23 protein-coding genes, 1 tRNA gene and 1 pseudogene are annotated in these 24432 nt (G+C 66.1%); 5 read left to right on the top strand and 20 right to left on the bottom strand.

The window, feature by feature from the left end:
* Positions 1 to 12 precede the first annotated feature (12 nt).
* The 12 genes from rplB to rpsL form a co-directional block, all read right to left on the bottom strand.
* Positions 13 to 849 (bottom strand): 50S ribosomal protein L2, encoded by an 837-nt coding sequence (gene rplB / locus HMPREF0975_RS06050; RefSeq protein WP_009233260.1) that lies wholly within the window; start codon positions 847 to 849, stop codon positions 13 to 15.
* A 26-nt stretch (positions 850 to 875) separates the two neighbouring features.
* Entirely contained in the window at positions 876 to 1178 is a 303-nt protein-coding gene (rplW, locus tag HMPREF0975_RS06045) for a 50S ribosomal protein L23 (protein WP_009233259.1), read from the bottom strand.
* Complete coding sequence (rplD, locus tag HMPREF0975_RS06040; protein ID WP_003786068.1) at positions 1175 to 1819, bottom strand: 50S ribosomal protein L4; 645 nt, start codon at positions 1817 to 1819, stop codon at positions 1175 to 1177. Before rplD ends, rplW begins: the two co-directional genes overlap by 4 nt.
* 4 nt (positions 1820 to 1823) lie before the next feature.
* Complete coding sequence (gene rplC, locus HMPREF0975_RS06035) at positions 1824 to 2492, bottom strand: 50S ribosomal protein L3 (RefSeq protein ID WP_009233258.1); 669 nt, start codon at positions 2490 to 2492, stop codon at positions 1824 to 1826.
* Positions 2493 to 2500: 8 nt separating this feature from the next.
* Positions 2501 to 2809 carry a 30S ribosomal protein S10 gene (gene rpsJ, locus HMPREF0975_RS06030; RefSeq protein ID WP_003786051.1) on the bottom strand — a complete coding sequence of 103 codons (309 nt, stop codon included), beginning with the start codon at positions 2807 to 2809 and terminating at the stop codon, positions 2501 to 2503.
* 259 nt (positions 2810 to 3068) lie between these two features.
* Complete coding sequence (locus HMPREF0975_RS06025; RefSeq protein WP_009233257.1) at positions 3069 to 4316, bottom strand: class C sortase; 1248 nt, start codon at positions 4314 to 4316, stop codon at positions 3069 to 3071.
* 205 nt (positions 4317 to 4521) lie between these two features.
* On the bottom strand, positions 4522 to 6132 hold the full coding sequence (locus HMPREF0975_RS06020) for a SpaH/EbpB family LPXTG-anchored major pilin (RefSeq protein ID WP_009233256.1): 1611 nt from the start codon (positions 6130 to 6132) through the stop codon (positions 4522 to 4524).
* A 151-nt stretch (positions 6133 to 6283) separates the two neighbouring features.
* Positions 6284 to 9145: a CshA/CshB family fibrillar adhesin-related protein gene (locus tag HMPREF0975_RS06015; protein ID WP_009233255.1), complete on the bottom strand. Its 2862-nt coding sequence runs from the start codon at positions 9143 to 9145 to the stop codon at positions 6284 to 6286.
* 336 nt (positions 9146 to 9481) lie between these two features.
* Entirely contained in the window at positions 9482 to 10672 is a 1191-nt protein-coding gene (gene tuf / locus HMPREF0975_RS06010) for an elongation factor Tu (RefSeq protein ID WP_009233254.1), read from the bottom strand.
* Positions 10673 to 10871: 199 nt separating this feature from the next.
* Positions 10872 to 13013: an elongation factor G gene (gene fusA, locus HMPREF0975_RS06005; protein WP_009233253.1), complete on the bottom strand. Its 2142-nt coding sequence runs from the start codon at positions 13011 to 13013 to the stop codon at positions 10872 to 10874.
* A gap of 45 nt (positions 13014 to 13058) precedes the next feature.
* The gene (gene rpsG / locus HMPREF0975_RS06000) at positions 13059 to 13529 is read right to left on the bottom strand and encodes a 30S ribosomal protein S7 (RefSeq protein WP_009233252.1); all 471 of its coding nucleotides are present in this window, start codon (positions 13527 to 13529) and stop codon (positions 13059 to 13061) included.
* The gene (gene rpsL / locus HMPREF0975_RS05995) at positions 13529 to 13903 is read right to left on the bottom strand and encodes a 30S ribosomal protein S12 (RefSeq protein ID WP_003786082.1); all 375 of its coding nucleotides are present in this window, start codon (positions 13901 to 13903) and stop codon (positions 13529 to 13531) included. Before rpsL ends, rpsG begins: the two co-directional genes overlap by 1 nt.
* 502 nt (positions 13904 to 14405) lie before the next feature.
* Here rpsL and HMPREF0975_RS05990 point away from each other — a divergent pair.
* On the top strand, positions 14406 to 15158 hold the full coding sequence (locus HMPREF0975_RS05990; protein ID WP_049939523.1) for a prepilin peptidase: 753 nt from the start codon (positions 14406 to 14408) through the stop codon (positions 15156 to 15158).
* A gap of 83 nt (positions 15159 to 15241) precedes the next feature.
* Here HMPREF0975_RS05990 and HMPREF0975_RS05985 read toward each other — a convergent pair whose 3' ends face one another.
* A complete protein-coding gene (locus HMPREF0975_RS05985; protein WP_009233250.1) occupies positions 15242 to 15769 on the bottom strand; it encodes an OmpA family protein in 528 nt (175 codons plus the stop codon).
* A gap of 155 nt (positions 15770 to 15924) precedes the next feature.
* Positions 15925 to 16272 (bottom strand): hypothetical protein, encoded by a 348-nt coding sequence (locus HMPREF0975_RS15545; protein ID WP_021608248.1) that lies wholly within the window; start codon positions 16270 to 16272, stop codon positions 15925 to 15927.
* A gap of 796 nt (positions 16273 to 17068) precedes the next feature.
* Here HMPREF0975_RS15545 and HMPREF0975_RS05975 point away from each other — a divergent pair.
* On the top strand, positions 17069 to 18757 hold the full coding sequence (locus HMPREF0975_RS05975) for an OmpA family protein (RefSeq protein ID WP_009233248.1): 1689 nt from the start codon (positions 17069 to 17071) through the stop codon (positions 18755 to 18757).
* Positions 18758 to 18827: 70 nt separating this feature from the next.
* On the opposite strand, the gene rplA is transcribed toward HMPREF0975_RS05975, so the two are convergent.
* The 5 genes from rplA to HMPREF0975_RS05950 form a co-directional block, all read right to left on the bottom strand.
* A complete protein-coding gene (rplA, locus tag HMPREF0975_RS05970; RefSeq protein ID WP_009233247.1) occupies positions 18828 to 19517 on the bottom strand; it encodes a 50S ribosomal protein L1 in 690 nt (229 codons plus the stop codon).
* 97 nt (positions 19518 to 19614) lie between these two features.
* Positions 19615 to 20046, bottom strand: coding sequence for a 50S ribosomal protein L11 (rplK, locus tag HMPREF0975_RS05965; RefSeq protein WP_009233246.1), 432 nt, complete (start codon positions 20044 to 20046; stop codon positions 19615 to 19617).
* Between the two features lie 259 nt (positions 20047 to 20305).
* On the bottom strand, positions 20306 to 21199 hold the full coding sequence (gene nusG / locus HMPREF0975_RS05960; RefSeq protein ID WP_009233245.1) for a transcription termination/antitermination protein NusG: 894 nt from the start codon (positions 21197 to 21199) through the stop codon (positions 20306 to 20308).
* Positions 21200 to 21331: 132 nt separating this feature from the next.
* Positions 21332 to 21568 (bottom strand): preprotein translocase subunit SecE, encoded by a 237-nt coding sequence (gene secE / locus HMPREF0975_RS05955; RefSeq protein WP_009233244.1) that lies wholly within the window; start codon positions 21566 to 21568, stop codon positions 21332 to 21334.
* A 96-nt stretch (positions 21569 to 21664) separates the two neighbouring features.
* Positions 21665 to 21737: transfer RNA gene (locus tag HMPREF0975_RS05950), tRNA-Trp, on the bottom strand.
* Positions 21738 to 21904: 167 nt separating this feature from the next.
* On the opposite strand from HMPREF0975_RS05950, the gene HMPREF0975_RS05945 reads away from it, so the two are divergent.
* Both HMPREF0975_RS05945 and HMPREF0975_RS17295 read left to right on the top strand, forming a co-directional pair.
* A complete protein-coding gene (locus HMPREF0975_RS05945; RefSeq protein ID WP_009233243.1) occupies positions 21905 to 23119 on the top strand; it encodes a pyridoxal phosphate-dependent aminotransferase in 1215 nt (404 codons plus the stop codon).
* Between the two features lie 151 nt (positions 23120 to 23270).
* A pseudogene (locus tag HMPREF0975_RS17295) lies at positions 23271 to 23426 on the top strand (variant leucine-rich repeat-containing protein); the annotation flags it as partial.
* Positions 23427 to 23446: 20 nt separating this feature from the next.
* On the opposite strand, the gene HMPREF0975_RS16625 reads toward HMPREF0975_RS17295, so the two are convergent.
* A complete protein-coding gene (locus HMPREF0975_RS16625) occupies positions 23447 to 23626 on the bottom strand; it encodes a hypothetical protein (protein WP_049939521.1) in 180 nt (59 codons plus the stop codon).
* A gap of 157 nt (positions 23627 to 23783) precedes the next feature.
* Between HMPREF0975_RS16625 and HMPREF0975_RS16620 the strand changes: the two genes are divergently transcribed.
* On the top strand, positions 23784 to 24377 hold the full coding sequence (locus HMPREF0975_RS16620; RefSeq protein ID WP_009233242.1) for a hypothetical protein: 594 nt from the start codon (positions 23784 to 23786) through the stop codon (positions 24375 to 24377).
* The last annotated feature ends 55 nt before the right edge of the window (positions 24378 to 24432 follow it).

The following is a 24432-nucleotide window of genomic DNA, read 5'->3' as shown; positions in this document are numbered from 1 at the left end:
TTCAGGCTCCTATCAGCGCTTCTTGCCGGTCCGACGACGACGCACGATGAGGCGGTCGCTGGACTTGTTGGGACGACGGGTGCGGCCCTCGGGCTTGCCCCACGGCGAGACGGGGTGACGACCACCGGAGGTCTTGCCCTCACCACCACCGTGCGGGTGGTCCACCGGGTTCATGACAACACCGCGGACGGTCGGGCGCACGCCCTTCCAGCGCATACGGCCGGCCTTGCCCCAGTTGATGTTGGACTGCTCGGCGTTGCCGACCTCGCCGATGGTGGCGCGGCAGGCTGCCTCCACGTTGCGGATCTCGCCGGAGGGCATGCGTAGCTGCGCGTACTTGCCCTCCTTAGCAACCAGCTGGACGGAGGTGCCGGCGCTGCGGGCGATCTTGGCTCCGCCGCCGGGACGCAGCTCGACCGCGTGGACGACCGTACCAGTGGGGATGTGACGCAGCTGCAGGTTGTTGCCGGGCTTGATGTCCGCGCCCGGACCGGCCTCGACGACGTCGCCCTGACGGAGCTTGTTCGGGGCGATGATGTAGCGCTTCTCGCCGTCGACGTAGTGCAGCAGGGCGATGCGCGCGGTGCGGTTGGGGTCGTACTCGATGTGAGCGACCTTGGCGGGCACGCCGTCCTTGTCGTGACGACGGAAGTCGATGAGACGGTAGGCGCGCTTGTGGCCACCGCCCTTGTGGCGGGTGGTGATGCGGCCGGAGGAGTTGCGTCCACCGGACTTGCTCAGCGGGCGCACCAGCGACTTCTCGGGCGTGCTGCGCGTGATCTCCACGAAGTCGGCCACGGAGGCGCCGCGACGACCCGGGGTCGTGGGCTTGTACTTACGGATTCCCATATCGGTCCTTTACCTTCCGTGGCGCACTAGGCCACATCACCGAAGATGTCGATGGTCCCCTCGCGCAGGGTGACGATCGCACGGCGGGTGTCCTTGGACTTGCCGATCCCGGTGCGGGTGCGGTGCGTCTTGCCCTTGCGGTTGATAGTGTTCACCGAGGAGACCTTGACGTTGAAGATGGCCTCGACGGCCTGCTTGATCTCGGTCTTGTTGGAGCCCGGCGCCACGATGAACGTGTACTGGCCACGGTCCATGCAGGCATAGGACTTCTCGGAGACCACCGGCGCGATGATGACGTCGCGGGGGTTCTTGGACTTCTCGAGGCTCACTTGGACTCCTCCTCACCCTTGCCCAGGAACGCGTCCAGGCCAGAGGCCGTGAAGACGACGTCGTCGGACTTGAGAACGTCGTAGGTGTTGAGCTGGTCGGCCCACAGGACGTGCGCCTCGGGGGCGTTGCGCAGGCTGAGCCTGGACAGGTCGTCCTGACGGTCCACGATCACCAGGGCCTTGCGGTCGGTGAGGTTGCGCAGCGCGACCAGGGCGTTCTTGGTGGAGGGCACTGCGGTGGTGACGAACTCGGTGATGACGTGGACGCGGCCGTTGCGGGCGCGGTCGGACAGGGCGCTGCGCAGGGCGGCGGCCTTCATCTTCTTGGGGGTCCGCTGGGTGTAGTCACGCGGCTGGGGGCCGTGGACGGTGCCGCCTCCGACGAACTGCGGGGCGCGGGTCGAGCCCTGACGGGCACGACCGGTGCCCTTCTGGCGGTAGGGCTTGCGGCCGCCGCCGCGGACATCGCCGCGGGTCTTGGTGGCGTGGGTGCCCTGCCGGGCCGCGGCGAGCTGGCCGACGACCACCTGGTGCATGAGCGGAATGTTGAGGGGGGCGTCGAAGACCTCGGCGGGCAGCTCGACGCTGCCGGTCTTCTTGCCCGCGGAGTCGACGACGTCGACGGTGAGTGCCTCAGTCATGGTCTCAGGCTCCCTTCACGGCGGTGCGGACGACGACCACCGAGCCCTTGGGGCCGGGGATCGCGCCGTTGACGAGCAGAACGCCCTTGTCAACGTCGATGCCGCGGATCTTGAGGTTCTGGACGGTGCGGCGCGCGTGGCCCATGCGGCCGGCCATGCGCAGCCCCTTGAAGATGCGGCCGGGGGTGGCGCAGGCGCCGATGGAGCCGGGCTTGCGGTGGTTGCGGTGAGCACCGTGGGAGGCGCCCACACCGGCGAAGCCGTGGCGCTTCATGACACCGGCGAACCCCTTGCCCTTGGAGGTTCCGGTGACGTCGACCAGCTGGCCGACCTCGAAGGTGTCTGCGGCCAGCTCCTGGCCAGGGGTGAACTCCGACGCCAGGGAGGTGCGCACCTCGGCCACGTGGCGACGGGGGGCGACCCCGGCCTTGGCGAAGTGGCCGGCGAGCGGCTTGGTGACCTTGCGGGCGTCGATGTCGCCGAAGGCGAGCTGAACGGCCTCGTAGCCATCGGTCTCGATGGTGCGGACCTGGGTCACGACGTTGGTGTCGACCCGGACGACGGTCACCGGGCGCAGGACCCCGTTCTCGTCCCAGATCTGCGTCATGCCGAGCTTGGTGCCGAGCAGCGCCTTGGCAGGCGCGGCGGCAGCCGGCGTGTTAAGCGTTGTCATGGCAGTCCTCAGAGCTTGATCTCGATGTTGACGTCAGCGGGCAGGTCGAGACGCATAAGCGAGTCGACGGCCTTGGGCGTCGGGTCGACGATGTCGATCAGCCGCTTGTGCGTGCGCATCTCGAAGTGCTCGCGGCTGTCCTTGTACTTGTGCGGCGACCGGATCACGCAGAACACGTTCTTCTCGGTCGGCAACGGCACCGGGCCCACGACCGTCGCACCAGCGCGGGTCACGACGTCGACGATCTTGCGCGCCGAGGAGTCGATGACCTCGTGGTCGTAGGACTTGAGCCGGATGCGGATCTTCTGTCCCGCCATGGCGCCTAACCTCTCTTGTACTTGCTTCTGGCCGGTCCACGCGCTCGGGCGTGTCGCAGGGCGACACGCACCTCTCCCACTGGCGGGAGGCGGTGACCGGTCTGGACACACGGAAACCCGTTCAGGAGGAACGGGTCCGTCAGAATGAATCCCGGGTGACCCCCGGGGCGGCACAGCTCGGGAGCATGCAGGAGCACGCCCGTAGCCGGCCGCATTACGCTATCAGGGCCCACACCGGCAGCGGAACCCGAGAAGGGGCCTAGGGCCTGTGAGTCCGCCCACTGGCACCCGCGCTCGGGCGTGTCGCACCTATCACCGGGATCTCCGCGGTGTCGATGAGCTCCTGAACATCCGACCTACCTGACGGCTTCGACAGAGACGCGATCTCCTCCAGAAGCTCCAGGTTCTCCGCCTCGGAGGGCTGCGGCGGGATCGGCAGGTCGGTGAACCAGCGCCGGGGCTCGACGCCGGCGTCGTCGTCCATCCATTTCTGCATCTGTTCCTCCCAGGTCTGGGGGCGCTGCTCCTGCTCCTCGTCCCGCTTGCGGGCCAACGCTCGTTCCTTGCGCTCCTTGGCCCGGGCAGCCGCATAGCCCGAGCGCCACAGGTACAGCCCGACGACGATGAGGCCACCCGCCAGCGCGACGGCCCACCAGGGGAAATGGGGAACGTCAGGGCGTTTGCCCGCTGCCGCGATGTCCTTGGCCGGGGTCGGGTAGATGCGCTCGCCGGTCAGCAGGATGCGGTGGGTGTTGATACCCAGCGGCGTGCAGGTCACCAGGGTGAGCAGATCCTTACCGTCCTCGGCGCGCAGTGCCTCGGTCTCCTCGGGCTCAACGACCTTGGTGCTGATGACTCGGTAGGTGAGGACCTCACCGAAAACCTCGATGATGAGGCTGTCGCCGTTCTTCACCTTGTCCAGGTTGGTGAACATGGTGGCCTCGGCCAGGCCGCGATGCCCGGTGATCACTGAGCGGGTCCCCTCTCCCCCGACCGGCAGTGAGGTGCCCTCCAGGTGCCCCAGGCCCTTGAGCAGAGTGTCGTCAGCGGTTCCGTGATAGACGGGCAGGTCCAGGGAGATGGAGGGAATCTTGAGACGAGCCATGAGGCCCTCTTCGTTGGCCTTGAGGATCGAGGCGTAGCTCAGGGAACTGTCGGAGCTGGAGCCGGCTCCGGTGGGGACATGGTTGTTGGCCTCGAGGACCGCGCCGGCGGAGAGCGCCTCATTGTAGGCGTGGGCCTGGGCGATCTGGGTCTTGGCATCGGGCCGGGCGTCGTCGACCTGGGCGGAGTAGTCGGCAGTCACCTTCGACTGGTTGTACTGGGAGATCCAGGAGGCCGCCGTCGGATAGGCCAGGAGTCCCATGCCGGCGATCGCCATGATGGAGGTGACCAGGGCGGAGATCGACAGGCGCCAGACGCGGGGACGGCGGTGCTTCTGGGTGCTCGAGGCGCGTGTGCGCGGGGTCCGGGAGGTGCGGGGTTTGCGTGCGGTGCGGGAGATCATGGGGCCTCGTGCGCTTCCAGGGTCGGTGTCCGGGGTGGAGATGGTGCAGGTTCGCACATGAAGGTGCAGGCGCTCGACGGATCGAGGTTCGTCGAGCGCCTGCACGTTGCCGCTCAGGTCACGGCCTCATAGTCACCACGGGACTGAGGCGGGACCGTTCCGGCGGGGGCCGGACTCCACGGGGCCCGGCCCCCGCCGGTCGTCCTCAGACGGCGAGGTTCGCGGTCTGCTTGCGCTCGCGGTAGCGGGCCACGAGGACGGAGCCGACGGCGATCATCAGCAGAGCCGCGCCGGAGGCGGTCAGGATGAGCATGCCGTTGGCACCGGTCAGAGGCAGACCCGGAACCGCCTGCTTGCTGTTCTCGATGGTGACGTTGTCAGTGGTGACGGCACCGGCCTGGACCTTGACAGCGGTCATGGCGTCTTGGCCCGAGGGCAGGACGAATCCGGTGGGCGCCTTGGTCTCGACCAGGACGTAGCAGCGCTCGGTGGCATTGACCTGGTTGTCGCGGTTCACCCCGTCGATGGAGTCGGAGATGAACAGGCCCTTGATATTGATGGCGCCGTCGCCGTCGGTGGTAAGAGTGGTCTTGCCATCAACGGAGATCGCGTTGCCTTCCGGCTCCTTGGTGCAGGTACCCGCATAGGCGTTCTTGGCCTTGAAGAGCTGGAACTCGGCACCCTTGAGGCCGGCCTTGTTCTGATCCTTGTCCTTGGCATCGACCTTCTTAATCGTCAGGTCGCCCCAGTGGCTGATTACCTCGTTACTAGTCGGAGGATCGATGGGATCGGTCGGCGGGGTCTCGGGAGTCGGGGGCTGCTCGGCGTAGACAGTGTCGGAGATGAGCTGGGCGGTGTTCTTGATGTTGCCGTCAGTGATCGAAGTCACCTTGCCCTGGAAGGTGGCCGACACCTTCTTGTTCGGGGCGGCCTTGAGCTTGGTCAAGCCAGAGGCGGTGAAGGTGACGGTCACCGTCTGGTTGTTGGTTGCGACGACGTAGTCGGCGGGGTCGAGCGCGTTTCCATCGACAGTCACGTTAGTGGCGGTCACCTCCGAGAGCCGAGAGTCCAGAGTGTCCTTGAGCTGGTAGTACTTGTAGTAGGACTTGGCGTCGAGGGTTGGCAGCTCGGAGCTCACCGGGAACTTCACCAGGGAGCCGATGCCGTAGCCGTTGGTCTTCTGCTCCTCAATGGTCTTCTCGAGGTCGATGGCTTCGTTCTTGGGGTAGACGTTGACGTCGTAGAGCCATTTGCCGTCAGCGTCTTCGGCAGCGGTGTTCGGGTGAGGAATCGTCACGACGAAGGGCTTGGCCTTCTGGACGATGTCGCTGGGAGCTTTCGTCTCGCAGACGAGGTAGGCCTTGACGGGCATCTGCGTGATCGTGGCGGAGCCCTGACCGTCGGTCTCGGAGGAGGGCATGCCGCCGCCCAGTGTGTGCCCTGCCAGTGTGGGAGCGGTGGGGTTGGCGCAAGCGCTGTCCGGAATCGCTCCGGGCGCGGACAGTGCGCTGATCTTGGTCCAGTCCTCCGACTTCGTCAGGTCGATGTCGGTGATCGGGTAGGCGGTGAACACGACACCCTGAACGGGCTCGCCCTTGTTGACGTTCGGTGCCTCAGTACCGTCGGCGGCACCGATGGGGTTGCCGTCCCCGTTGAGGTGCTTGTGGATGATCAGGGAGCCCTTCGCATCCTCTTTGATGTTTCCGTAATTGGCATCCTCAGCCTGGGCCATGGGGGCCAGGCCGAGGAAGGCCAGGGTGAGGACGCCGGCTGCGGCAGCAGCCCGACGCCCCAGCGTGCTGGCGTTGTACTTCATGGGTTGGGATTTCCTTTCACTGTGCGCCGCGGGGAGATGCGGACGCATGGCAGAGGCATGGATAGGGAGTGTGTTCTCCGGTGGACGGCTCCGTCTTATCCGACGGCGTTACTGGCGTCTCCGGTGCTCCTTGCGGATGCCGACGGGCGGCTCAGTCGAGGTTGCGGTGACGGTGCCTCCTTAGGAGTCCGGTGAGGATTGCGAGGCCGGAGACGACCGCTCCCGCAATCAGGAAAATGTGCGCACCGCGTCCGCCCGTCAGCGGCAGGCGGGGGGTGGGCGCCTTCTCGTTGGTGAAGGCCTTCGAGAAGGAGTACTGGAGGGCATCGGGCTTGATGACGAAGGAGCGGCTCGTCGTGTCAAGCCGGTACCCGGCAGGGGCTCGCTTCTCCACGAGGGAGTAGGAGCGGGAGTCCCAAGGCAGCCCGCTGACCGTGAAGGAGCCGACCGCTGGGTCGGTGTCCGCATAGGGACCGCTCGGGCACTGCCCCTTGGCTCCGGTGACGACGCAGTCAACGATGGTGGTCTTGGCCGGGACCCCCGGGCCGCTGAGCGTCCACTCGGAATCCCTGAGCGCGTTGCCGGTGGTGTCCTGCTTCTTCCAGGACACCGATCCGGTGAGGCGTTGGTTCGTCACAGCCCCCTTGGTGACGCCGGTGGTGTCTTTGAGCCGGGCCGTGAGGTTCGCTCCGGAGACATCGTCGAAGACCAGTGGTGCCCCGAGGCGCTGGTAGCCACTCGGAGCGGTCTGCTCGGTGATGGAGTAGCTGCCCCACGGCAGCCCGCCGACATCGAAGGCACCCGGAGCCGGGTTAGTGTCTTGATAGGCGCCAGCTGGGCAGCTGGCCGCCTGACAGTCCTCGATGACGGTGCCGGCTGGAACATCGGGGCCGCTGAGTTCCCAGGACGTTCCGCCCAGAGGCGTCTTCCCATCCTGGTCGGTCTTGGTCCAGGTCAGCGCACCGGGCTTGGTCGTGTTGGTGATGGCGCAGGTGATGCGGTCCGGCCCTTTGAACATGACGGTCTGGGATCCATAAGTCGAGTTATTCCAGTTTCCAGCGGTTCCAGGAGTCTGGTAGCACTGCCACCCGCCGGCCTCGTATCCAGTGGCCTGGGGGTTGTCGGAGGACTCGGACAGGAGGTACTGCCCTTGACGCGCCGTCTTGATCCCGGTGTCGACGGTGCCGGTCACCAGTTGGGAGGAGGAAGCGCCATTGCCCTGCTGGGCCTTGAGCGTCCACTGATCGGCCTTTAGAGCCCCGACCTGCCCCGCGTAGGGCGCCTGCACCTCTTTGACGAGCTGGATGGTGGGGACGCGCACCGCGAGCCGGTAGTCCTCCACCTCACCCCCCATGGTGCTTCCGGTCGGTTTGAGGTCCTCGTCTGCCTTGGCCGTCCGCACACGCAAGTAGGTGTGGGGATAGGAGCCGGCCTCTCCGTCGATGCTGCGCACAACATCCTCGGGCACAGTCCATTTCAGCCTCGCGTTCGCCCGGCTGTCGCAGACGGCCTGGCTGCTCTTCTCTGCGGAGTCGAAGACGCCGTTGTGGTTCCAGTCGATCCAGCCGGCGACCGCTCCCCCACCGCCGCAGCGGACGTTCATGGTGACGTTCTGCCCGGGCGCGGTTGAGATGCCCGCGGACGAGATAGAGACACCGTCCTCGTCGTTGCCGTACCAGCCATCGTTGTCATCGCCGTCGGCGCCGTCGCTGAAACGCTGCTGGGACTCGGCGTCGATCGAGGAGCCCAGGTACGGTCCGGAGGCGTACATGCGGGTGGAGTTGATGAGGCGGCCTCCGAACAAGTCGTTGCCGTTGTGCGCGGTCACCTCGCCGCCCTGCCAGGTGGGCTGCAGGAGAGCGGAGGCACTGCCGTAGGACGCCGGCGCGTCACCGAAGTCGGTGGCCAGGACCAGGCCCAGGGCGACGGCGGAGTAACCGGATCCCTGCATGGTGATGGTGGCGCTGGTGGCCCCTTCCATGAACATGGAGACCGCCGGCCCTCCGATACCGTTGGGCTTGGAGTAGCCTCCGCCATTCTGATAGACGCACTCCTGCGCCGTGTTGTCCAGCCGCAGAGTGCGGTTCCCGTTCGACAGAGTTGCGCGGGTGGTGACGGGCTCCCAGCTGCCTCCACGGGTGTCGAGGCAGTTCGTGGAGCGTCCGCCGTCGAGGAGGCGCCAGGTGACTCGCTGGTCGCGGGGAACCTGGGCCTGGATCCACTCGCCGTCGAAGGGGTCGCCACTACCACTGGGGTTGGAGGCCTCGGCATCGGCGAAGACCAGACCATTGAGGGCCACTGGCGTGGAACTGCCATCGGGGGCCTGAAGGGCAGCCGAACAGGCGACGTCGAAACTGATCCGCGAGTAGCCGCCGGTCGGGGTGCGGTCGGCGCGGCGGTCGTTCTTGTCCTTGCCGTCCCAGGTCTTGTCCCCGTTGTAGGCGTAGCCGTTGGCCAGGCCGATGACCATCTGGTTGTTGTTGACATAGTTGGCCGGGTAACTCAGGCCGGCATGCCACTCCGAGCCGCCGTCGCTCCAGCCCCCGGCTCCTCCGATGTTGTAGAGGTTGTCGAGAATGTCGCCGGCCCAGGTCCCCGGAATAGTCGCCACCAGCGGGCCGCGAGCAAGATCGTCAGGAAATCCGCGTTGGTGACCGATGTGCTTGAGATTGGACAGGTTGCAAGTGGTGACTAGATATCCCGCTTCTCCCATATCTCGATAGTTGGTGAACGTCTTGCGCTGACCGTAGTCGAGTACGGGAACATTCGGCTTGGTCTTGCCGGCGAAGTTGCTTCCGTAGTCCGCCCACTGGAGCCACTGGATCGTGTCCCGGTAGCGGCTGGTACCGCCTTGGGCGAAGACCGCCGGCAGGGCATCGGAAGGAAGACCGGGAGGGGCAGCGGCGGCCGACGGCCTCTCGATGCCCGCGAAAGCGGCTGCCGCACAGGTGAGCACCGCGGCGCTGGCGACGAGTTTGCGCAGACGCGAGACGACGGTACGACGACGCAGCAAGGTTGAGGCTCCACATCACGAAAACGGAACGGCGCTGGAATCACTCGCTAATATGCGTCGGCGTCCACGCACCCGGTTACAGTCGATAAACTAGTCGGAAGAGCAAACAAAATCAGGATCAGTAATGGATCTGAAATCGTCCGTTACTGCATTGCGACGCCATTCATTACGCAGACGTCACGGATTCGCAGAAATGGTGTCGTTCACGTGACTATTCGCATTTTCGGTCGGCAGTTCCGTCGGGCTCGGCGAAACCCGAAAAGACCTCCCCGGTCGGAACGGATGTTCCGACCGGGGAGGTCTGGTGCTACGCGGAGGCGCGGGAGCGTCAGTGGGTCACTTGATGACCTTGGTGACGCGGCCGGAGCCGACGGTGCGGCCACCCTCGCGGATGGCGAAGCCGAGGCCCTCCTCCATGGCGATGGGCTGGATGAGCTGGACGGTCATCTCGGTGGTGTCACCGGGCATGACCATCTCGGTGCCCTCGGGCAGGGTAATGACACCGGTGACGTCCGTGGTGCGGAAGTAGAACTGCGGACGGTAGTTCGAGTAGAAGGGGTTGTGGCGGCCGCCCTCGTCCTTGGTGAGGATGTAGACGTGGCCCTCGAACTCGGTGTGCGGGGTGATGGAGCCGGGCTTGCAGATGACCTGGCCGCGCTCGACGTCCTCACGACGGGTGCCGCGCAGGAGCAGACCACAGTTCTCACCAGCCCAGGCCTCGTCCATCTGCTTGTGGAACATCTCGATACCGGTGACCGTGGTCTTCTGGGCCTCACGGATACCCAGGATCTCGACCTCGGAGTTGATCGGGAGCTTGCCGCGCTCCACACGGCCGGTGACGACGGTGCCGCGACCGGTGATGGTGAAGACGTCCTCGATGGGCATGAGGAAGGGCTTGTCCATGTCACGCTCGGGGGTGGGGATGTAGTCATCCACCGCGTCCATGAGCTCCTTGATCTTGCCGGCCCACTCAGCGTCGCCCTCGAGGGCCTTGAGAGCGGAGACGCGGATGACGGGAGCCTCGTCGCCGTCGTAGTCCTGGGAGGAGAGGAGCTCGCGCACCTCCATCTCGACCAGGTCGAGGAGCTCCTCGTCGTCCACCATGTCGGACTTGTTGAGGGCCACGAGGAGGGCGGGGACGCCGACCTGGCGGGCGAGCAGGACGTGCTCGCGGGTCTGGGCCATCGGGCCGTCGGTGGCGGCGACCACGAGGATCGCACCGTCCATCTGGGCGGCACCGGTGATCATGTTCTTGATGTAGTCGGCGTGACCGGGGGCGTCGACGTGCGCGTAGTGGCGCTTGTCGGTCTCGTACTCGACGTGCGCGATGTTGATGGTGATACCGCGCTGACGCTCCTCGGGAGCCTTGTCGATCTCGTCGAAGGGGGTGAAGGGGTTCAGCTCGGGGTACTCGTCGTGCAGAACCTTGGAGATCGCAGCGGTCAGCGTCGTCTTGCCGTGGTCGACGTGACCGATCGTTCCGATGTTGACGTGCGGCTTGGTCCGCTCGAACTTGGCCTTGGCCACTGGTGTCCTCCTGGGACTCGGGTAGTTCTCTTCGTCGGGATTCGACTAGCACACATGCTAGCCGTCCGGGCGTCGAGAGTCTCTACTGGTGGATGTTGGAAATCTTACTGAACTGGGTCCCGGCCTGCGCGCAGGGCGCCGCCGGGCCGGGGGTCCGCCGCGGTTCGTGCAACCGGTGCGGGCCCCCGGTGCACGGGCGTCAGGCGCCCCTGACTTTGGCGATGATCTCGTCGGCGACGTTCTTGGGAACCTCGGCGTAGGAGTCGAAGGCCATGGAGTAGACGGCACGTCCCTGCGTCTTGGAGCGCAGGTCACCGACGTAGCCGAACATCTCGGACAGGGGGACATTGGCGCGGATGACCTTGACGCCGACGGCGTCCTCCATCGAGGCGATCATGCCGCGACGGGAGTTGAGGTCACCGATGACGTCGCCCATGTACTCCTCGGGAGTACGGACCTCGACGGCCATGACGGGCTCGAGGAGGACCGGCGAGGCCTTCTTGGCACCCTCCTTGAACGCCATGGAGCCGGCGATCTTGAAGGCCATCTCGGAGGAGTCGACCTCGTGGTAGGCGCCGTCGATGAGGGTGGCCTTGATGTCCACCATCGGGTAGCCGGCCAGGACACCGGTGAGCATGGCGTCCTGGACTCCGGCATCCACGCTGGGGATGTACTCGCGGGGCACGCGACCACCGGTGACGGCGTTGGCGAACTCGTAGTGCGCCTTCTCGCCGTCGGCGGTCTCTGCGGCCTCGTCGGCCAGAAGGGGCTCGAAGCTCATCTGCACCTTGGCGAACTGGCCGGAGCCACCCGTCTGCTTCTTGTGGGTGTACTCGACCTTGTCCACCTTCTTGCGGATGGTCTCGCGGTAAGCGACCTGCGGGGCGCCCACGTTGGCCTCGACCTTGAACTCGCGGCGCATGCGGTCCACGAACACGTCCAGGTGGAGCTCGCCCATACCGCCGATGACGGTCTGGCCGGTCTCCTCGTCGAGGGAGACGGTGAAGGTGGGGTCCTCCTCGGAGAGCTTCTGGATGGCCACACCCAGCTTCTCCTGGTCGCCCTTGGTCTTGGGCTCGATAGCCACGTGGATGACCGGGTCCGGGAAGGTCATGGACTCCAGGACGATCGGGGAACCCTGAGCGCACAGGGTGTCACCGGTGGTGACGTCCTTGAGACCGATGAAGGCGTAGATGTGGCCGGCGTGGGCCTCCTCCACCGGGTTCTCCTTGTTGGAGTGCATCTGGAAGAGCTTTCCGATGCGCTCCTTCTTGCCCTTGGTGGCGTTGAGGACCATCTCGCCCTGGGCCACCTTGCCGGAGTAGACGCGCACGTAGACGAGCTTGCCGTAGAAGGGGTGGGTGGCCACCTTGAAGGCCAGGGCGGAGAAGGCGGCCTTCTCGTCGGCCGGGCGGGTGAGCACCTCCTCCTCGTTGCCAACGGCGTGGCCCTCGACGTCGGGGACGTCGAGCGGGGAGGGCAGGTAGTCCAGGACGGCGTCGAGCACGGGCTGGATGCCCTTGTTCTTGAAGGCGGACCCGGCCAGGACTGGGAAGGCCTCGCCGGCCACGGTGAGCTTGCGGATGCCGGCCTTGAGCTCAGCGACGCTGAGCTCCTCGCCCTCGAGGTACTTCTCCATGAGGGTGTCATCGGCCTCGGCGACCGTCTCGACCAGCTGGCCGCGCAGCTCCTCGGCCCTGGCCACGAGCTCGGAGGGGATCTCCTCGTACTCGACGACGGAGCCGCGGGTGTCCTTGCCGTCGGCGTCCTTCTCGGGGAAGCGGATGGCCCGCATCTCCAGGACGTCGACGAGGCCGGAGAACTCGCTCTCGGCGCCGATCGGGAAGTTGAGGACGATCGGGGTGGCGTGGAGGCGGTCCCGGATGGTCTGGACGGAGAAGTCGAAGTCGGCGCCCAGCTTGTCCATCTTGTTGATGTAGCAGATGCGCGGGACGTTGTACTTGTCCGCCTGGCGCCACACCGTCTCGGACTGCGGCTCCACACCCTCCTTGCCGTCGAAGACCGCGACGGCGCCGTCGAGCACGCGCAGGGAGCGCTCGACCTCGACCGTGAAGTCCACGTGGCCGGGGGTGTCGATGATGTTGATCTGGTTGTTCTTCCAGAAGCAGGTGGTGGCCGCGGAGGTGATGGTGATACCGCGCTCCTGCTCCTGCTCCATCCAGTCCATCGTCGAGGCGCCGTCGTGCGTCTCGCCGATCTTGTAGTTGATGCCCGTGTAGAACAGGATGCGCTCTGTCACGGTGGTCTTACCGGCATCGATGTGAGCCATGATGCCGATGTTGCGGACCTTGGTGAGGTCTGTCAGCACGTCAAGTGCCACTGGTGGTGTCCTTCGTTCGTATGGGGTGCGGAGTTGCTACCGGTATTACCAGCGGTAGTGGGCGAAGGCCCTGTTGGACTCGGCCATGCGGTGCATGTCCTCGCGACGCTTGACCGCGGCGCCCAGGCCGTTGGAGGCGTCGAGGATCTCGTTCATGAGACGCTCGGTCATGGTGTTCTCGCGGCGCTGACGGGAGAAGTCCACGAGCCAGCGCAGCGCCAGGGTGGTGGCGCGACTGGGGCGGACCTCGACGGGCACCTGGTAGGTGGCGCCGCCGACGCGACGGGAGCGGACCTCCAGTGCGGGGCGGATGTTGTCCAGCGCGCGCTTGAGGACGGAGACCGGGTCCTGGTCCGTCTTGGAGCGCACGCCCTCCAAGGCGCCGTAGACGATGCGCTCGGCGGTGGACTTCTTGCCGTCCAGCAGGACGCGGTTGACGAGCTGGGTGACGACCGGCGAGCCGTAGACGGGGTCAACGACGAGCGGGCGCTTGGGTGCGGGACCCTTACGAGGCATTACTTCTTCTCCTTCTTGGCGCCGTACTTGGAACGCGCCTGCTGGCGGCCCTTGACACCCTGGGTGTCGAGGGCGCCGCGCACGATGTGGTAGCGGACACCGGGAAGGTCCTTCACACGACCACCGCGCACCAGCACGATGGAGTGCTCCTGGAGGTTGTGGCCCTCACCGGGGATGTAGGCCGTGACCTCGATACCGGTGGACAGGCGCACACGGGCGACCTTACGGAGGGCGGAGTTCGGCTTCTTGGGGGTCGTGGTGTACACACGGGTGCACACGCCACGGCGCTGCGGGCTGGCCTTGAGCGCCGGCGTCTTGGACGCGGAGCGCTTCGTCGAGCGGCCCTTACGGACCAGCTGCTGAATAGTGGGCACTACTGATTCTCCATAGGACGTGAGTCTGTTTCTGGCTGCTGCCTGCGTGCCGGGCCGCTCCCCCACCGGTGGCTCGACGGCGCACGCCACCGCGGAGAGGGCCGGCCCGCCAGGATCGGGGCGCGCCCGATGCGACGTCCGGAGCCCCGCAGTCAGGGGCCCGTCGGTTCCCGCCGCGGCAGACCCGCGTCACGATGCCGTACTTGAGCCGAGCAGGCCCTGAGGGCCTGGGCCGGAGCCGACGTCGCTGGGAACGGAATGGAGATGCGGTAACCCGTCAGCGGGCACCGTCGGCCAGGCTACCCGTGTGCCGCGGGATTGCGCCAGGGAGGATTTTACGGTGAAGACGTGGTACTGGACACGCCCACACCTGCGCCCTCAGGGCGAAGCCGGCCGGGAGAGGATGGTGGACAATCATCGCTGTCCCACCCATCGCTCACCATCACCTGGTCATTACCTGGTCATTACCGCCTCCCATTCGCACATCGAAAGGCCCTCCGATTTGTCGGTCTCAGCGATTCAGCCCTGGCTGCTCGCGATGATGGTCGCCGCGGCCGCGGCCTCCGTCGCACTCGTCGCAGGGCCGGTATCGGCGTGGACGAGGAACTACGTCAGGCCGCCCGCAACCAATGAGCCGCCCACTCCCTCAGGCGACGCCGGCGGCAAGGAACCCCAGGCGTCTCCGGCAACCCGAACGCTGAAGCACCCCGGTCTGCTGGAGAGCAGGCCCCAGGCTCTTGTGGCCCTGGCCCTGTGCAGCTGGTGCATGTGGTGGGGCGTACGGGCGGGCGCCGTCGGGCCGACGCTCGTCGCCCTGCCGGTCTTCGCCCTCCTGGGCTGCGCGGCCGGCGTCGACAGCGTGGCCCACCTTCTGCCCAACCGGATCCTGGGATCGATCACGGCCTGGTTACTCGTCTGCGGCGCCGCCGCCGCGGCCTGGAGATCGGAGCACATCCACTCGGCATGGCGGGCTCTACTGCTGATGGCGGTAGCGGGCGGGACCAGCCTGGCACTGGCATTCCTCGGAACCGGCATGGGAATGGGCGATGTGAAGCTCTGCGCCGTCATCGGACTGTGGCTGGGCTGGCATAACCCCTGGATGCTCGCCTACGGATTCATGATGGGCATCCTTATCGCCGGTATCGTCGCTCTCGTACTCCTCGCCACCGGGCGCGTGACCCGTAAGGACTCGATCGCCTACGGGCCCTATCTCATTGCAGGCGCCCTCCTGGCCTGGCCGGCGGCGATCATGTGATCCCGGTGCGCTGCATAGTCGACCCGGATCCTCAATCTCAGGCCGAGCACCGCCGGCCGACCCAGGTTGGCGTCATCGCAACATCACCCCCAGCGCACGTCCACGTGACGATTGGCGGCCTTGCCGGCCTCGTTGACGCTGCCGTCCTCATTGGTCTCGGAGGCCACGGGCTCGCTCTCGCCCTTGCCGGAGGACTGCACGTTCAGGGACGGCAGCTTGGAGGTCAGATAGTCCGCCACGGCCTTGGCCCGCTGCTCGGAGAGCGTCTGGTTGTGGGCGTCGTCGGCCACGGAATCGGTGTGCCCCACCACAGTGACCGTTGCCGGCGGCGTACCGTTCCAGCGGGCGACGATCTCGTCGAGTACCTGCTTGGCGCGGTCGGTCAAGGTGGCCGAGTCGACGTCAAAGGTGACGTCACCGGATAACGAGGCCACGGTCGTTTTCCCGTCCGAGGAGTAGGTGACGGCGCTGTCCGAGCTGCTCGATCGCGACACCGGGACGACGAGGCGATCCACTGTCTGAACCACCCGGGGGTTACCGGGCCCGGCGCTTCCCGGCTGTTTGACGATCGTCGTCGGATCGGCTGTGGCGCTGTTGGCCGATGCCGCCACCGGAGAGCCCGCCTGCGGTGCTGCAGGTGAGGCGGCAGCTCCAACGGCAACCGACCACGATGCGACACTCGCAGCGACGACAGCAGCAGCACGCGCCCCAGCCCGACGGCGATGCTCTACACCCGTCGTCCGCACTCCACAAAGCGTCTGCCATCTCATCGAGACACCGCCACATTGCTGAAGGTTCCACCATTTGGAATGGTGACAGTGACACTCTTCGCATCCGCCGGAACACCGGTGAAGGTCGCCTGGAGCGCGAGTGTCTCGCCGGGCTTGACGAACTCGGCGAGCTCACTGGAGCACAGGCAGCCCCCTTGGGAGTCATAGGAGACACGGTAGACGTTCGAGGAGGACGACTCGATAAGTGTCAAGCCGTCGGCGTTGTTTTTGCTCCCGCCCGGGCTCGCGCTTCCGCCAGCCTGAGGAATCGAGTCGTCTCCATCGGAGAATACATTACTGACCCACATGTCATTCTTCTTGTCATCATTCGTCACGGAGAACATGACAGTCACCGTTGTCCCCGTCCCGGATACGGAGTTCAGAGAGACAGTTCCAGGCGTACCGTCAACACTCGTGGAATGCGACTCGATGACCGTCCCATTATTTCCGTTACCGTTCGTACCGGAGGCGGATTTCGGAGACGATGCCGACGTCGGAGCACCTGATCCTGTCGAAGTTTCCGATCCTGTCGAGTCCGACCCTTCGTCCTGGCAGGATGCCAGAGTCGCCGCCAGGCCAATGGCACTCACAACGGCCAGGACTCTCGTAGAAATAGTCATCATGATGGGACCTCCATTGTTGGGTCTCAGACCACATCGGCCCGAGGAATGCCAACACCTTAAGCAGAAATCTTCATCCGAAAAATGGGGAGCCTCCCACGGGGAAATACCGTGTAGTACACGGATACACCCGGGGTACCCATGGGGAGCGGGGAATGCATGGGGACTCCCCCGGGGAGCGATGGGGAGTGCATGGGGAGCACCCCTTGCTAGGACCATTACGTTCCGCAAGGACGAAACCACCTCGATCATGGCACTGAAACTGACCCGAGCCAAAGATGATGCCTTCCGTCGACGACATCAACGCCAGCACCTACAGCCTCACCGACATCCCCATCAAGGGCCGAGGTCGTACGGTCCGGTTGAATCCCTCGGATCCTCCGAGAGCCGGAGCGTCATCGACATGCTCACTCGGAAGGAGATGGGTAGTAGTCCACAGGTAGTCGGATCACTATCGCAACGGGCTGCGCATGGTTAAAGTCTTAGGGACTCTCCCGATGACCTCGCCTAGGAGCTCCCAATGTCCCATCGATCCTCGCGCCTACTCAGCTGCTCGCCGGTGATTCCTCCTCGCCGCTCCTTCCTCGCACTCTCAGTCTTGGCCGCTGCGGGTCTTCCCGTTCTTGCCGCGTGCGATGAGGATGCCGCCGTCTCTCCGTCGGCAGGTGCGTCGTCCGGCAGCGGCGATGCTAAGGCCGGCGGCACGGACTGGCAGGAGCTTGACGCCCATATCTCCGGACACCACGTCACGGTGCGGGTCTCCCCCGTCATCCGCAAGGACGAGTCCACCTCGATCATGGCCCTGGAACTGACCCGCGCCGAGGACGACGCCTCCGTGGCAGACACATCCGTCAGCGTTTTCAACACGGGGGACAACAATCTCAGCCTCAGCAACTACCTGGGCCCGACATCGATATGGTGGGTCGGTGCCGGCGCCGCAGGGGTGCGCCTGCTGGATCTTGATCAGGGGCGGGTCTGGAACGCGACCGACGGCAGCGGGTCCTCCCTGAAGGTGGCCCCGGGAGAAAAGGCGACCTCCTATCTGTCCTTCGGCAAGGTCGACGCCGACACCGTCACCGTCCTCGTTCCCCAGACCGGCTTCACCACCGTTTCCGTGCTGGACAAGGACTCCGCTCAGAAGGCCGACATCGACCTCGCCAGCGCTCAGACCGAGCTGGACAAGCGTCCCGCCCCCGAACCGAAACTCGTTGAGCCCACGGCGATCGAGCGCTACACGAGGACCCTGGACGGTTCCACGAGTACCCATACCGGCGATGAGGACGTCACCGTCACCCTGGCCAGCGATGTCACCTTCGCCTCGGACTCGGCCGAACTGGCTCCGGCGGCAGAGGCCCAGTTGCAGATCGTGGCCGGGCAGTTGAAGCAGTACCCCAACGGCGGAACGCTCACCATCGTGGGCCACACCGATGACATCCAGGACGACGCCTACAACCAAACTCTCTCAGAACAGCGCGCCAACGCCGTCAAAAGCAGGCTCGAACAACTCACCTCACTCGACAAGTGGAACCCCACCGCCACCGGCAAGGGCGAGAGCGAGCCCCGAGTCAACGACACCACCGACGAGGCCAGGGCCGCCAACCGAAGAGTCGAGATCACCCTCACCCCCACCGGCGGCACCACCAGTAAGAAGGACGGCGCAAGCGCGTCTCCCACTACCACTGCCGGCAGCGGAAGCGGCTCCCTACCCACCCCACAAGGCGCCGTCGCCAAGGGCAGTGAGGGCGTCACCCTGACGTCCAAAGGGACCGGCACCAGTGGCGAGGTCACCATCAGCCTCGACCAGGTCACCCGCACCGGCGGCTTCCTCCTGGGAACCCTGACCTGCACCGTCAAATCCGGTTCCACCGGCGCCCCACTCACACCGCTGCTCAGCGACCCGCAGACCGTTTTCGGCAACCAGCGCGATGAGAATCACGGTGTCATCGCCACCTTCGGCGCTGCCGACGGGCTGACCCTTATCACCGGCACCGAACGAGTCTTCCCCGCCGACTACCAGCAGACCGACATCGACGCCCACATCCCCCTCACCGAGCTGCACACCGGCGACGTGCTCAAGGGCGGAGCCGTCACCACCGTCTGCGTCGTCTGGCCCGATCCCGGCGGCGACACTGTGACAGTGGACCATCAGGGCAAGAGTAGCGACAGCAGCTACGCCTACCGCCTCACCGACATCCCCATCAGCAGCTGAAACGCAAGCGACGGTGTCGGCCGCCTCCCACGTGGGAGGCGGCCGACACCGTCATGAAGGACGAAGAGCCTCAGGCCTTGGTGACGTCCAGCGGGATGCCGGGGCCCATGGTGGTGGTCATGGTGGCCTTGAGGATGTAGCGGCCCTTCGAGGTCGAGGGCTTGAGACGCAGGACCTCCTCAAGGGCGGCCTGGAAGTTCGTCTCCAGCTGCTCCTCGGAGAAGGAGACCTTGCCGATGATGAAGTGGAGGTTGGAAGCGCGGTCCACGCGGAACTCGATGCGGCCGCCCTTGATGTCGGAAACGGCCTTAGCCACGTCCATCGTCACGGTGCCGGTGCGGGGATTGGGCATGAGGCCGCGGGGGCCCAGGACGCGACCCAGGCGGCCGACCTTGCCCATGAGGTCGGGGGTGGCCACGGCGGCGTCGAAGTCCGTGTAACCCTTGGCGACTTTCTCGATGAGCTCGTCGCCACCGACCTCGTCCGCGCCGGCGGCGAGGGCCTGCTCGGCCCGCTCGCCCTGGGCAAAGACGACGACGCGGGCGGTCTTACCGGTACCGTGCGGCAGGGACACGGTGCCACGGACCATCTGGTCCGCTTTGCGGGGGTCGACGCCCAGGCGGAAGACGACATCCACGGTGGCGTCGAACTTGGTAATGGAGGTGGACTTAGCCAGGTGAATGGCCTCGGCCGGGGTGTAGAGGACTCCGGACTGGATCTTCTCGGCCGCGGCGCGGTAGGCCTTGGAGCGCTTGGTCATCTGCTTCTCCTTGCAGTCGTGGTGTTCGGGCCGCGCGAGGCCCTTCCACGGTTTCGTATGGGGTTGAGTTGAGAGAGCCGGTGGGCCGGCGAGTGCCTCAGGCCTCGACGGTGATACCCATGGAGCGGGCGGTGCCGGCGATGATCTTGGCGGCGGCCTCGACGTCGTTGGCGTTGAGGTCGGGCATCTTGGACTCGGCGATCTCACGCACCTGAGCCTGGGTCAGGGAGGCCACCTTCACGGTGTGGGGGGTGGCGGATCCCTTGGGGACGCCCGCGGCCTTCTTGATGAGCTCGGCGGCCGGCGGAGTCTTGGTGATGAAGGTGAAGGAGCGGTCCTCGTAGACGGTGATCTCCACGGGGATGACGTTGCCGCGCTGCGACTCGGTCGCCGCGTTGTACGCCTTGCAGAACTCCATGATGTTGACGCCGTGGGCACCCAGGGCGGGGCCGATCGGCGGAGCGGGGTTAGCCTGGCCGGCCTGGATCTGGAGCTTGATCAGCCCGGCGACCTTCTTCTTAGGGGCCATAGGAATGGGTCCTTCTTACTTGTCCGGATGTGCTGCACGCCTGCCGTGCAGCGGTTGGGTGCGTACGCACGCACAAGCGCTCATCGTAGCCCTCCGCGGAGCGGCCCAGGGCCCCCGGTGCGCGTTATCACATGACAACGGCCTGTGATACGTGGCTCCCGTCGACCGCCCGAGTGGTCGGCCCGGGCGGCCAGCGGCCCGACGACGCAGAGTGCACGTCGTCGGGCCACGGCGGGTGACGGGAATCTCGAGGTCGGTCTCAGATCTTGGCGACCTGGGTGAAGGAGAGCTCGGCCGGGGTGTCGCGGCCGAACAGGGAGATGAGCACCTGGAGCTTCTGGGTCTCGGGGTGGATCTCGGAGATCGTGGCCGGCAGGGACTCGAAGGGGCCGTCGGTGACGATGACGGACTCGCCGACCTCAAAGGCGACCTCGAAGACCTGGCCACCCGTGGCGATCTGGGTGCCGGCGCCGGACTCGGGGGCGGCGGTCTCGACGGCCGCGGTCTCCTTGGCGGCGATCTCCTCGGGCGTGGGGCCGAGCTGGGCGACGGCCTCCTCGAAGGTCAGCGGCACCGGATTGTAGCGATCTCCCACGAAGCCGGTGACGGCCGGAGTGTCCTTGATGGTGCGCCACACCTTGTCGGAGGTCTCCGGGTCATCCAGGTCCATGCGCACGAACACGTAGCCGGGGATGCGCACCCGGGAGACTTCCTTCTTCTTGTTGCCGTTCTTGATCTCGATGACCGTCTCCATGGGGACGGTGGCATCGAAGATGTAGTCCTCGACCTCGAAGTTCTCAGCACGGGCCATGATGTCGGTGGCCACGCGGCGCTCGTAGCCGGAGTAGGTGTGCAACACGTACCACTGCCCCGGCAGCACGGACATCTGGCGGCGGAACTCGGCCAGCGGGTCGACGACGGGCGCCTCCTGGGCAGGTTCTGCCGGCTCTGCGGACTCTGCCGGCTCGGCGGGCTCAACGGCCTCGTCAGCCTCAACGGCGTCATCGGTCACTGCGGCGACCGTCTCAGCGGCGGCGTCGGCCTCAGCTGCCTCGACTACCTCGTCAGTCTCAACCGGCTCGTCGACGGCGGCGAGCGACGTGAGGCCCTCGGCGTCGTCGGGGGTGGTCTGCGAGGAGACGTCCTCAGACATGGTGTACCTGCTTTCCAGTGGCGTGAGACGAGCGGTTACGACGGGCTGCACGGACGGCAGCGGAGGTGAGAGAAGCGGCCAGGGGCGGAACCGGCCACTCCCGACGAGGGCGCGGTCGCCGAAACCGCGAAATCAGGCGAAGAGCCACATGATGGCCCGGTTGAAGGCGAAATCCAGCACCCCGGTGAAGGCCATGATGGCGACGATGAAGACGACAACCACCGTAAAGTAGGTCCACAGCTCGTTCATGGTGGGCCAGACCACCTTGCGCAGCTCGTCAATGACCTGGCGGATGAACAGGGCGATGCGCCCGAAGAAGCCGCGCTTCCTGTCCGGCTTGCCTGCCGCGGCGCGTGCGCTCTCGCTCATGAATCTGGGTCCTCAGGGTCGACGGTCAGGTCAGTTCCCGCACAGCGGGGAGAAGACGAAACCGACGGGATCTCCCGACAGATCCGCCGTTCTCAGCAGGGCAGGCGGGACTCGAACCCACAACCGCCGGTTTTGGAGACCGGTGCGCTACCAATTGCGCCACTGCCCTTCAGCGGTGCTCTAGTCTGCCACACGAGCAGACATTTGCGGTAACCACAGGCCGTGGGGTGCGCCACGCCGCCTCCGGCCGCATCACAAGAGTCCGCGCGAGCGCGAATCGCCGGGCGGACGCGTTTTCGACGTGCAGGTTTCACGGCTCGTGGGACCATTGGTCGCGTGACACCTGCACCCGCGCACCGCGTTTCCGCCCGCCTGTCCGCTATCGCCCCCTCCGCCACCCTGGCCGTCGACGCCAAGGCCAAGGCCCTCAAGGCCGCCGGCCGCCCGGTCATCGGCTTCGGCGCCGGCGAGCCCGACTTCCCCACCCCCGACTACATCGTCGAGGCCGCCGTCGCCGCCGCGAAGGACCCGGCCAACCACAAGTACTCCCCCGCCAAGGGTCTGCCGGTCCTGCGCGAGGCCATCGCTGCCAAGACGCTGCGCGACTCCGGCTACGAGGTCTCCCCCGACGACATCCTGGTGACCAACGGCGGCAAGCAGGCCGTCTTCCAGGCCTTCGCGGCGCTCGTCGACCCCGGTGACGAGGTTCTGCTGCCCGCGCCCTACTGGACCACCTACCCCGAGGCCATCGCTTTGGCCGGGGGCACCACCGTGGAGGTCTTCGCCGGCGCCGACCAGGACTACAAGGTCGGCGTCGACCAGCTCGAGGCCGCCCGCACGGAGCGCACCAAGGTGCTGCTGCTGTGCTCGCCGTCGAACCCGACCGGCTCGGTCTACACGCCCGAGGAGCTGACCGCGATCGGCCAGTGGGCGCTGGAGCAGGGCATCTGGGTCATCACCGACGAGATCTACGAGCACCTCCTCTACGACGGCGCCCAGGTCGCGCACATCGTCAAGCTGGTTCCCGAGCTGGCCGAGCAGACGATCGTCCTCAACGGCGTGGCCAAGACCTATGCCATGACCGGATGGCGCGTGGGCTGGATGCTCGCTCCGAGCGATGTCATCAAGGCCGCCACCAACTTCCAGTCCCACCTGACCTCCAACGTCGCCAACGTCTCGCAGCGCGCGGCGCTGGCGGCCGTGAGCGGTGACCTGTCCGCGGTCGAGCAGATGCGCGCCGCCTTCGATCGGCGCCGGCGCACCATGGTGAAGATGCTTTCGCAGATCGAAGGGTTGACCGTCCCCGTTCCGCGCGGCGCCTTCTACGCCTACCCCAGCATCGAGGGGTTGCTCGGGCGCACGCTGCGCGGCACTGAGATCGACAGCTCGGCCACGCTGGCCGCGCTTATCCTGGAGCATGCCGAGGTCGCCGTCGTTCCCGGTGAAGCCTTCGGACCCTCCGGCTTCCTGCGGCTGTCCTACGCGCTGGGCGACGACGATCTGGCCGAGGGCGTGGGGCGGATCCAGACGCTCCTGGCAGAGGTCGAGTAGAAGAGGCACCATATCTCCCCGAGCCGGGCATATTCCGCCGAGACCAACAGAATTTCTGTCGGACACCGCGGAATATGTCCGGCTCGGCGTTTGATACCAATGTGGTTGCGGGCAGGCCTTCCGCGCACTTGCGAGATTTATCATTCAACTCGTGCCCGCTCACACTTTCGACGATGAACGTCGTGCCTCTGATCCCAGTACCGAGCCCGAGGTGCTGGAGTACCTTGCCAAGGCCTTTCCCGACTTACGGCCCACCATCGCCGCCAATCCTGCCGTCCCCGCAGTGCTGCGTGAGCAGATTCTCCAGATGGACACGGCCGACCCATCTCATGTATCGCCCGCGTCCCCGATAAGCGCTCGGCCCCCAACCGAATCGAGAAGGCTCGCGACGGCGGAGACCGCAGCCCTGCCCTCGGTCTCAACTGCCGCCTGCAGCGCCTCGCCATACACCGCGACCTCTGTGGGAACGACGTCGCAGACCGATCCGGCGACCATGATGCTGAGCACCTCCCCAACGGTGCCACCGGCGGCGATACCCCCGTTGCCGGCTTCAGGGGGTGCGCTAGCGGCGATGGCCGCACCAGCACCATCCGGCGATCTACGCCGGTCTGGTCCCGACTCCCGCCCCGGGTCTCACACAGGACTGATTGCCGCCCTTGTCGTCATGCTGGTACTCGTGGTGGCTACGGCCGGGACCTTCGCGGGGATGCTGCTGGCCAACCGCGGGCGGTCGTTGGAGACGAAAGCCGACGCCGTCCCTTCCATCACCACCGAACCCACGACGACTGAGGGCACCTCGGAGGGGAAGGCAGCTCTGCCCAACACCGCGCCAGCCGCAGAGCCGAGCGCAGAATTCACCGCTGAGGACGCGCCAACACTCTCCGGCGTCCCGACACTTCCCCCGCAGGCTCAGACGTACTCCTACCAGTACGTGGACACCCCGTCGAAGAACATCTCCTGCGAACTCTATGAGGCGGGTGTCGCCTGCTCGATCCTGGAGCGAAGCTACGCCTCCTCCGGGATGCAGGACTGTTCTGAACGGGAGTTCTCCATCTCCGTGGACGCCGGCCGCCCCAGGCTCCGATGCGGCGAGAAATTTCTGGGACAACCGGGCGACACTTTCCACACGCTCCAGTATGGGCAGACCACGACGTTCTCCGACTACGCCTGCGCCTCGCAGGCCAAGGGGATGACCTGTTGGAACACGATCACCGGACGCGGATTCACCCTCTCCCGGGAGTCTCACGTCGAGTTCTGATCTCCTCGAGCCGGGCATATTCCGCCGAGACCAACAGAACTTGTGTCGGGCACCG

The organism is Actinomyces sp. oral taxon 849 str. F0330 (genome assembly GCF_000239715.1).
In the GTDB taxonomy this organism is placed as follows: Bacteria; Actinomycetota; Actinomycetes; order Actinomycetales; family Actinomycetaceae; genus Actinomyces; species Actinomyces johnsonii.
Note: the sequence above shows the minus strand (reverse complement) of the source record. Positions and strands in the feature narration are given on the sequence as shown.

Bases quoted from the DNA above. Each gene is read 5' to 3' on its own strand.
- rplB (WP_009233260.1), bottom strand. From the start codon at position 849: ATGGGAATCCGTAAGTACAAGCCCACGACCCCGGGTCGTCGCGGCGCC.
- rplD (WP_003786068.1), bottom strand. From the start codon at position 1,819: ATGACTGAGGCACTCACCGTCGACGTCGTCGACTCCGCGGGCAAGAAG.
- rplC (WP_009233258.1), bottom strand. From the start codon at position 2,492: ATGACAACGCTTAACACGCCGGCTGCCGCCGCGCCTGCCAAGGCGCTG.
- rpsJ (WP_003786051.1), bottom strand. From the start codon at position 2,809: ATGGCGGGACAGAAGATCCGCATCCGGCTCAAGTCCTACGACCACGAG.
- HMPREF0975_RS06025 (WP_009233257.1), bottom strand. From the start codon at position 4,316: ATGATCTCCCGCACCGCACGCAAACCCCGCACCTCCCGGACCCCGCGC.
- HMPREF0975_RS06020 (WP_009233256.1), bottom strand. From the start codon at position 6,132: ATGAAGTACAACGCCAGCACGCTGGGGCGTCGGGCTGCTGCCGCAGCC.
- rpsG (WP_009233252.1), bottom strand. From the start codon at position 13,529: ATGCCTCGTAAGGGTCCCGCACCCAAGCGCCCGCTCGTCGTTGACCCC.
- HMPREF0975_RS15545 (WP_021608248.1), bottom strand. From the start codon at position 16,272: ATGTTCTCCGTGACGAATGATGACAAGAAGAATGACATGTGGGTCAGT.
- HMPREF0975_RS05975 (WP_009233248.1), top strand. From the start codon at position 17,069: ATGTCCCATCGATCCTCGCGCCTACTCAGCTGCTCGCCGGTGATTCCT.
- rplA (WP_009233247.1), bottom strand. From the start codon at position 19,517: ATGACCAAGCGCTCCAAGGCCTACCGCGCCGCGGCCGAGAAGATCCAG.
- rplK (WP_009233246.1), bottom strand. From the start codon at position 20,046: ATGGCCCCTAAGAAGAAGGTCGCCGGGCTGATCAAGCTCCAGATCCAG.
- nusG (WP_009233245.1), bottom strand. From the start codon at position 21,199: ATGTCTGAGGACGTCTCCTCGCAGACCACCCCCGACGACGCCGAGGGC.
- secE (WP_009233244.1), bottom strand. From the start codon at position 21,568: ATGAGCGAGAGCGCACGCGCCGCGGCAGGCAAGCCGGACAGGAAGCGC.
- HMPREF0975_RS16620 (WP_009233242.1), top strand. From the start codon at position 23,784: ATGCTGGTACTCGTGGTGGCTACGGCCGGGACCTTCGCGGGGATGCTG.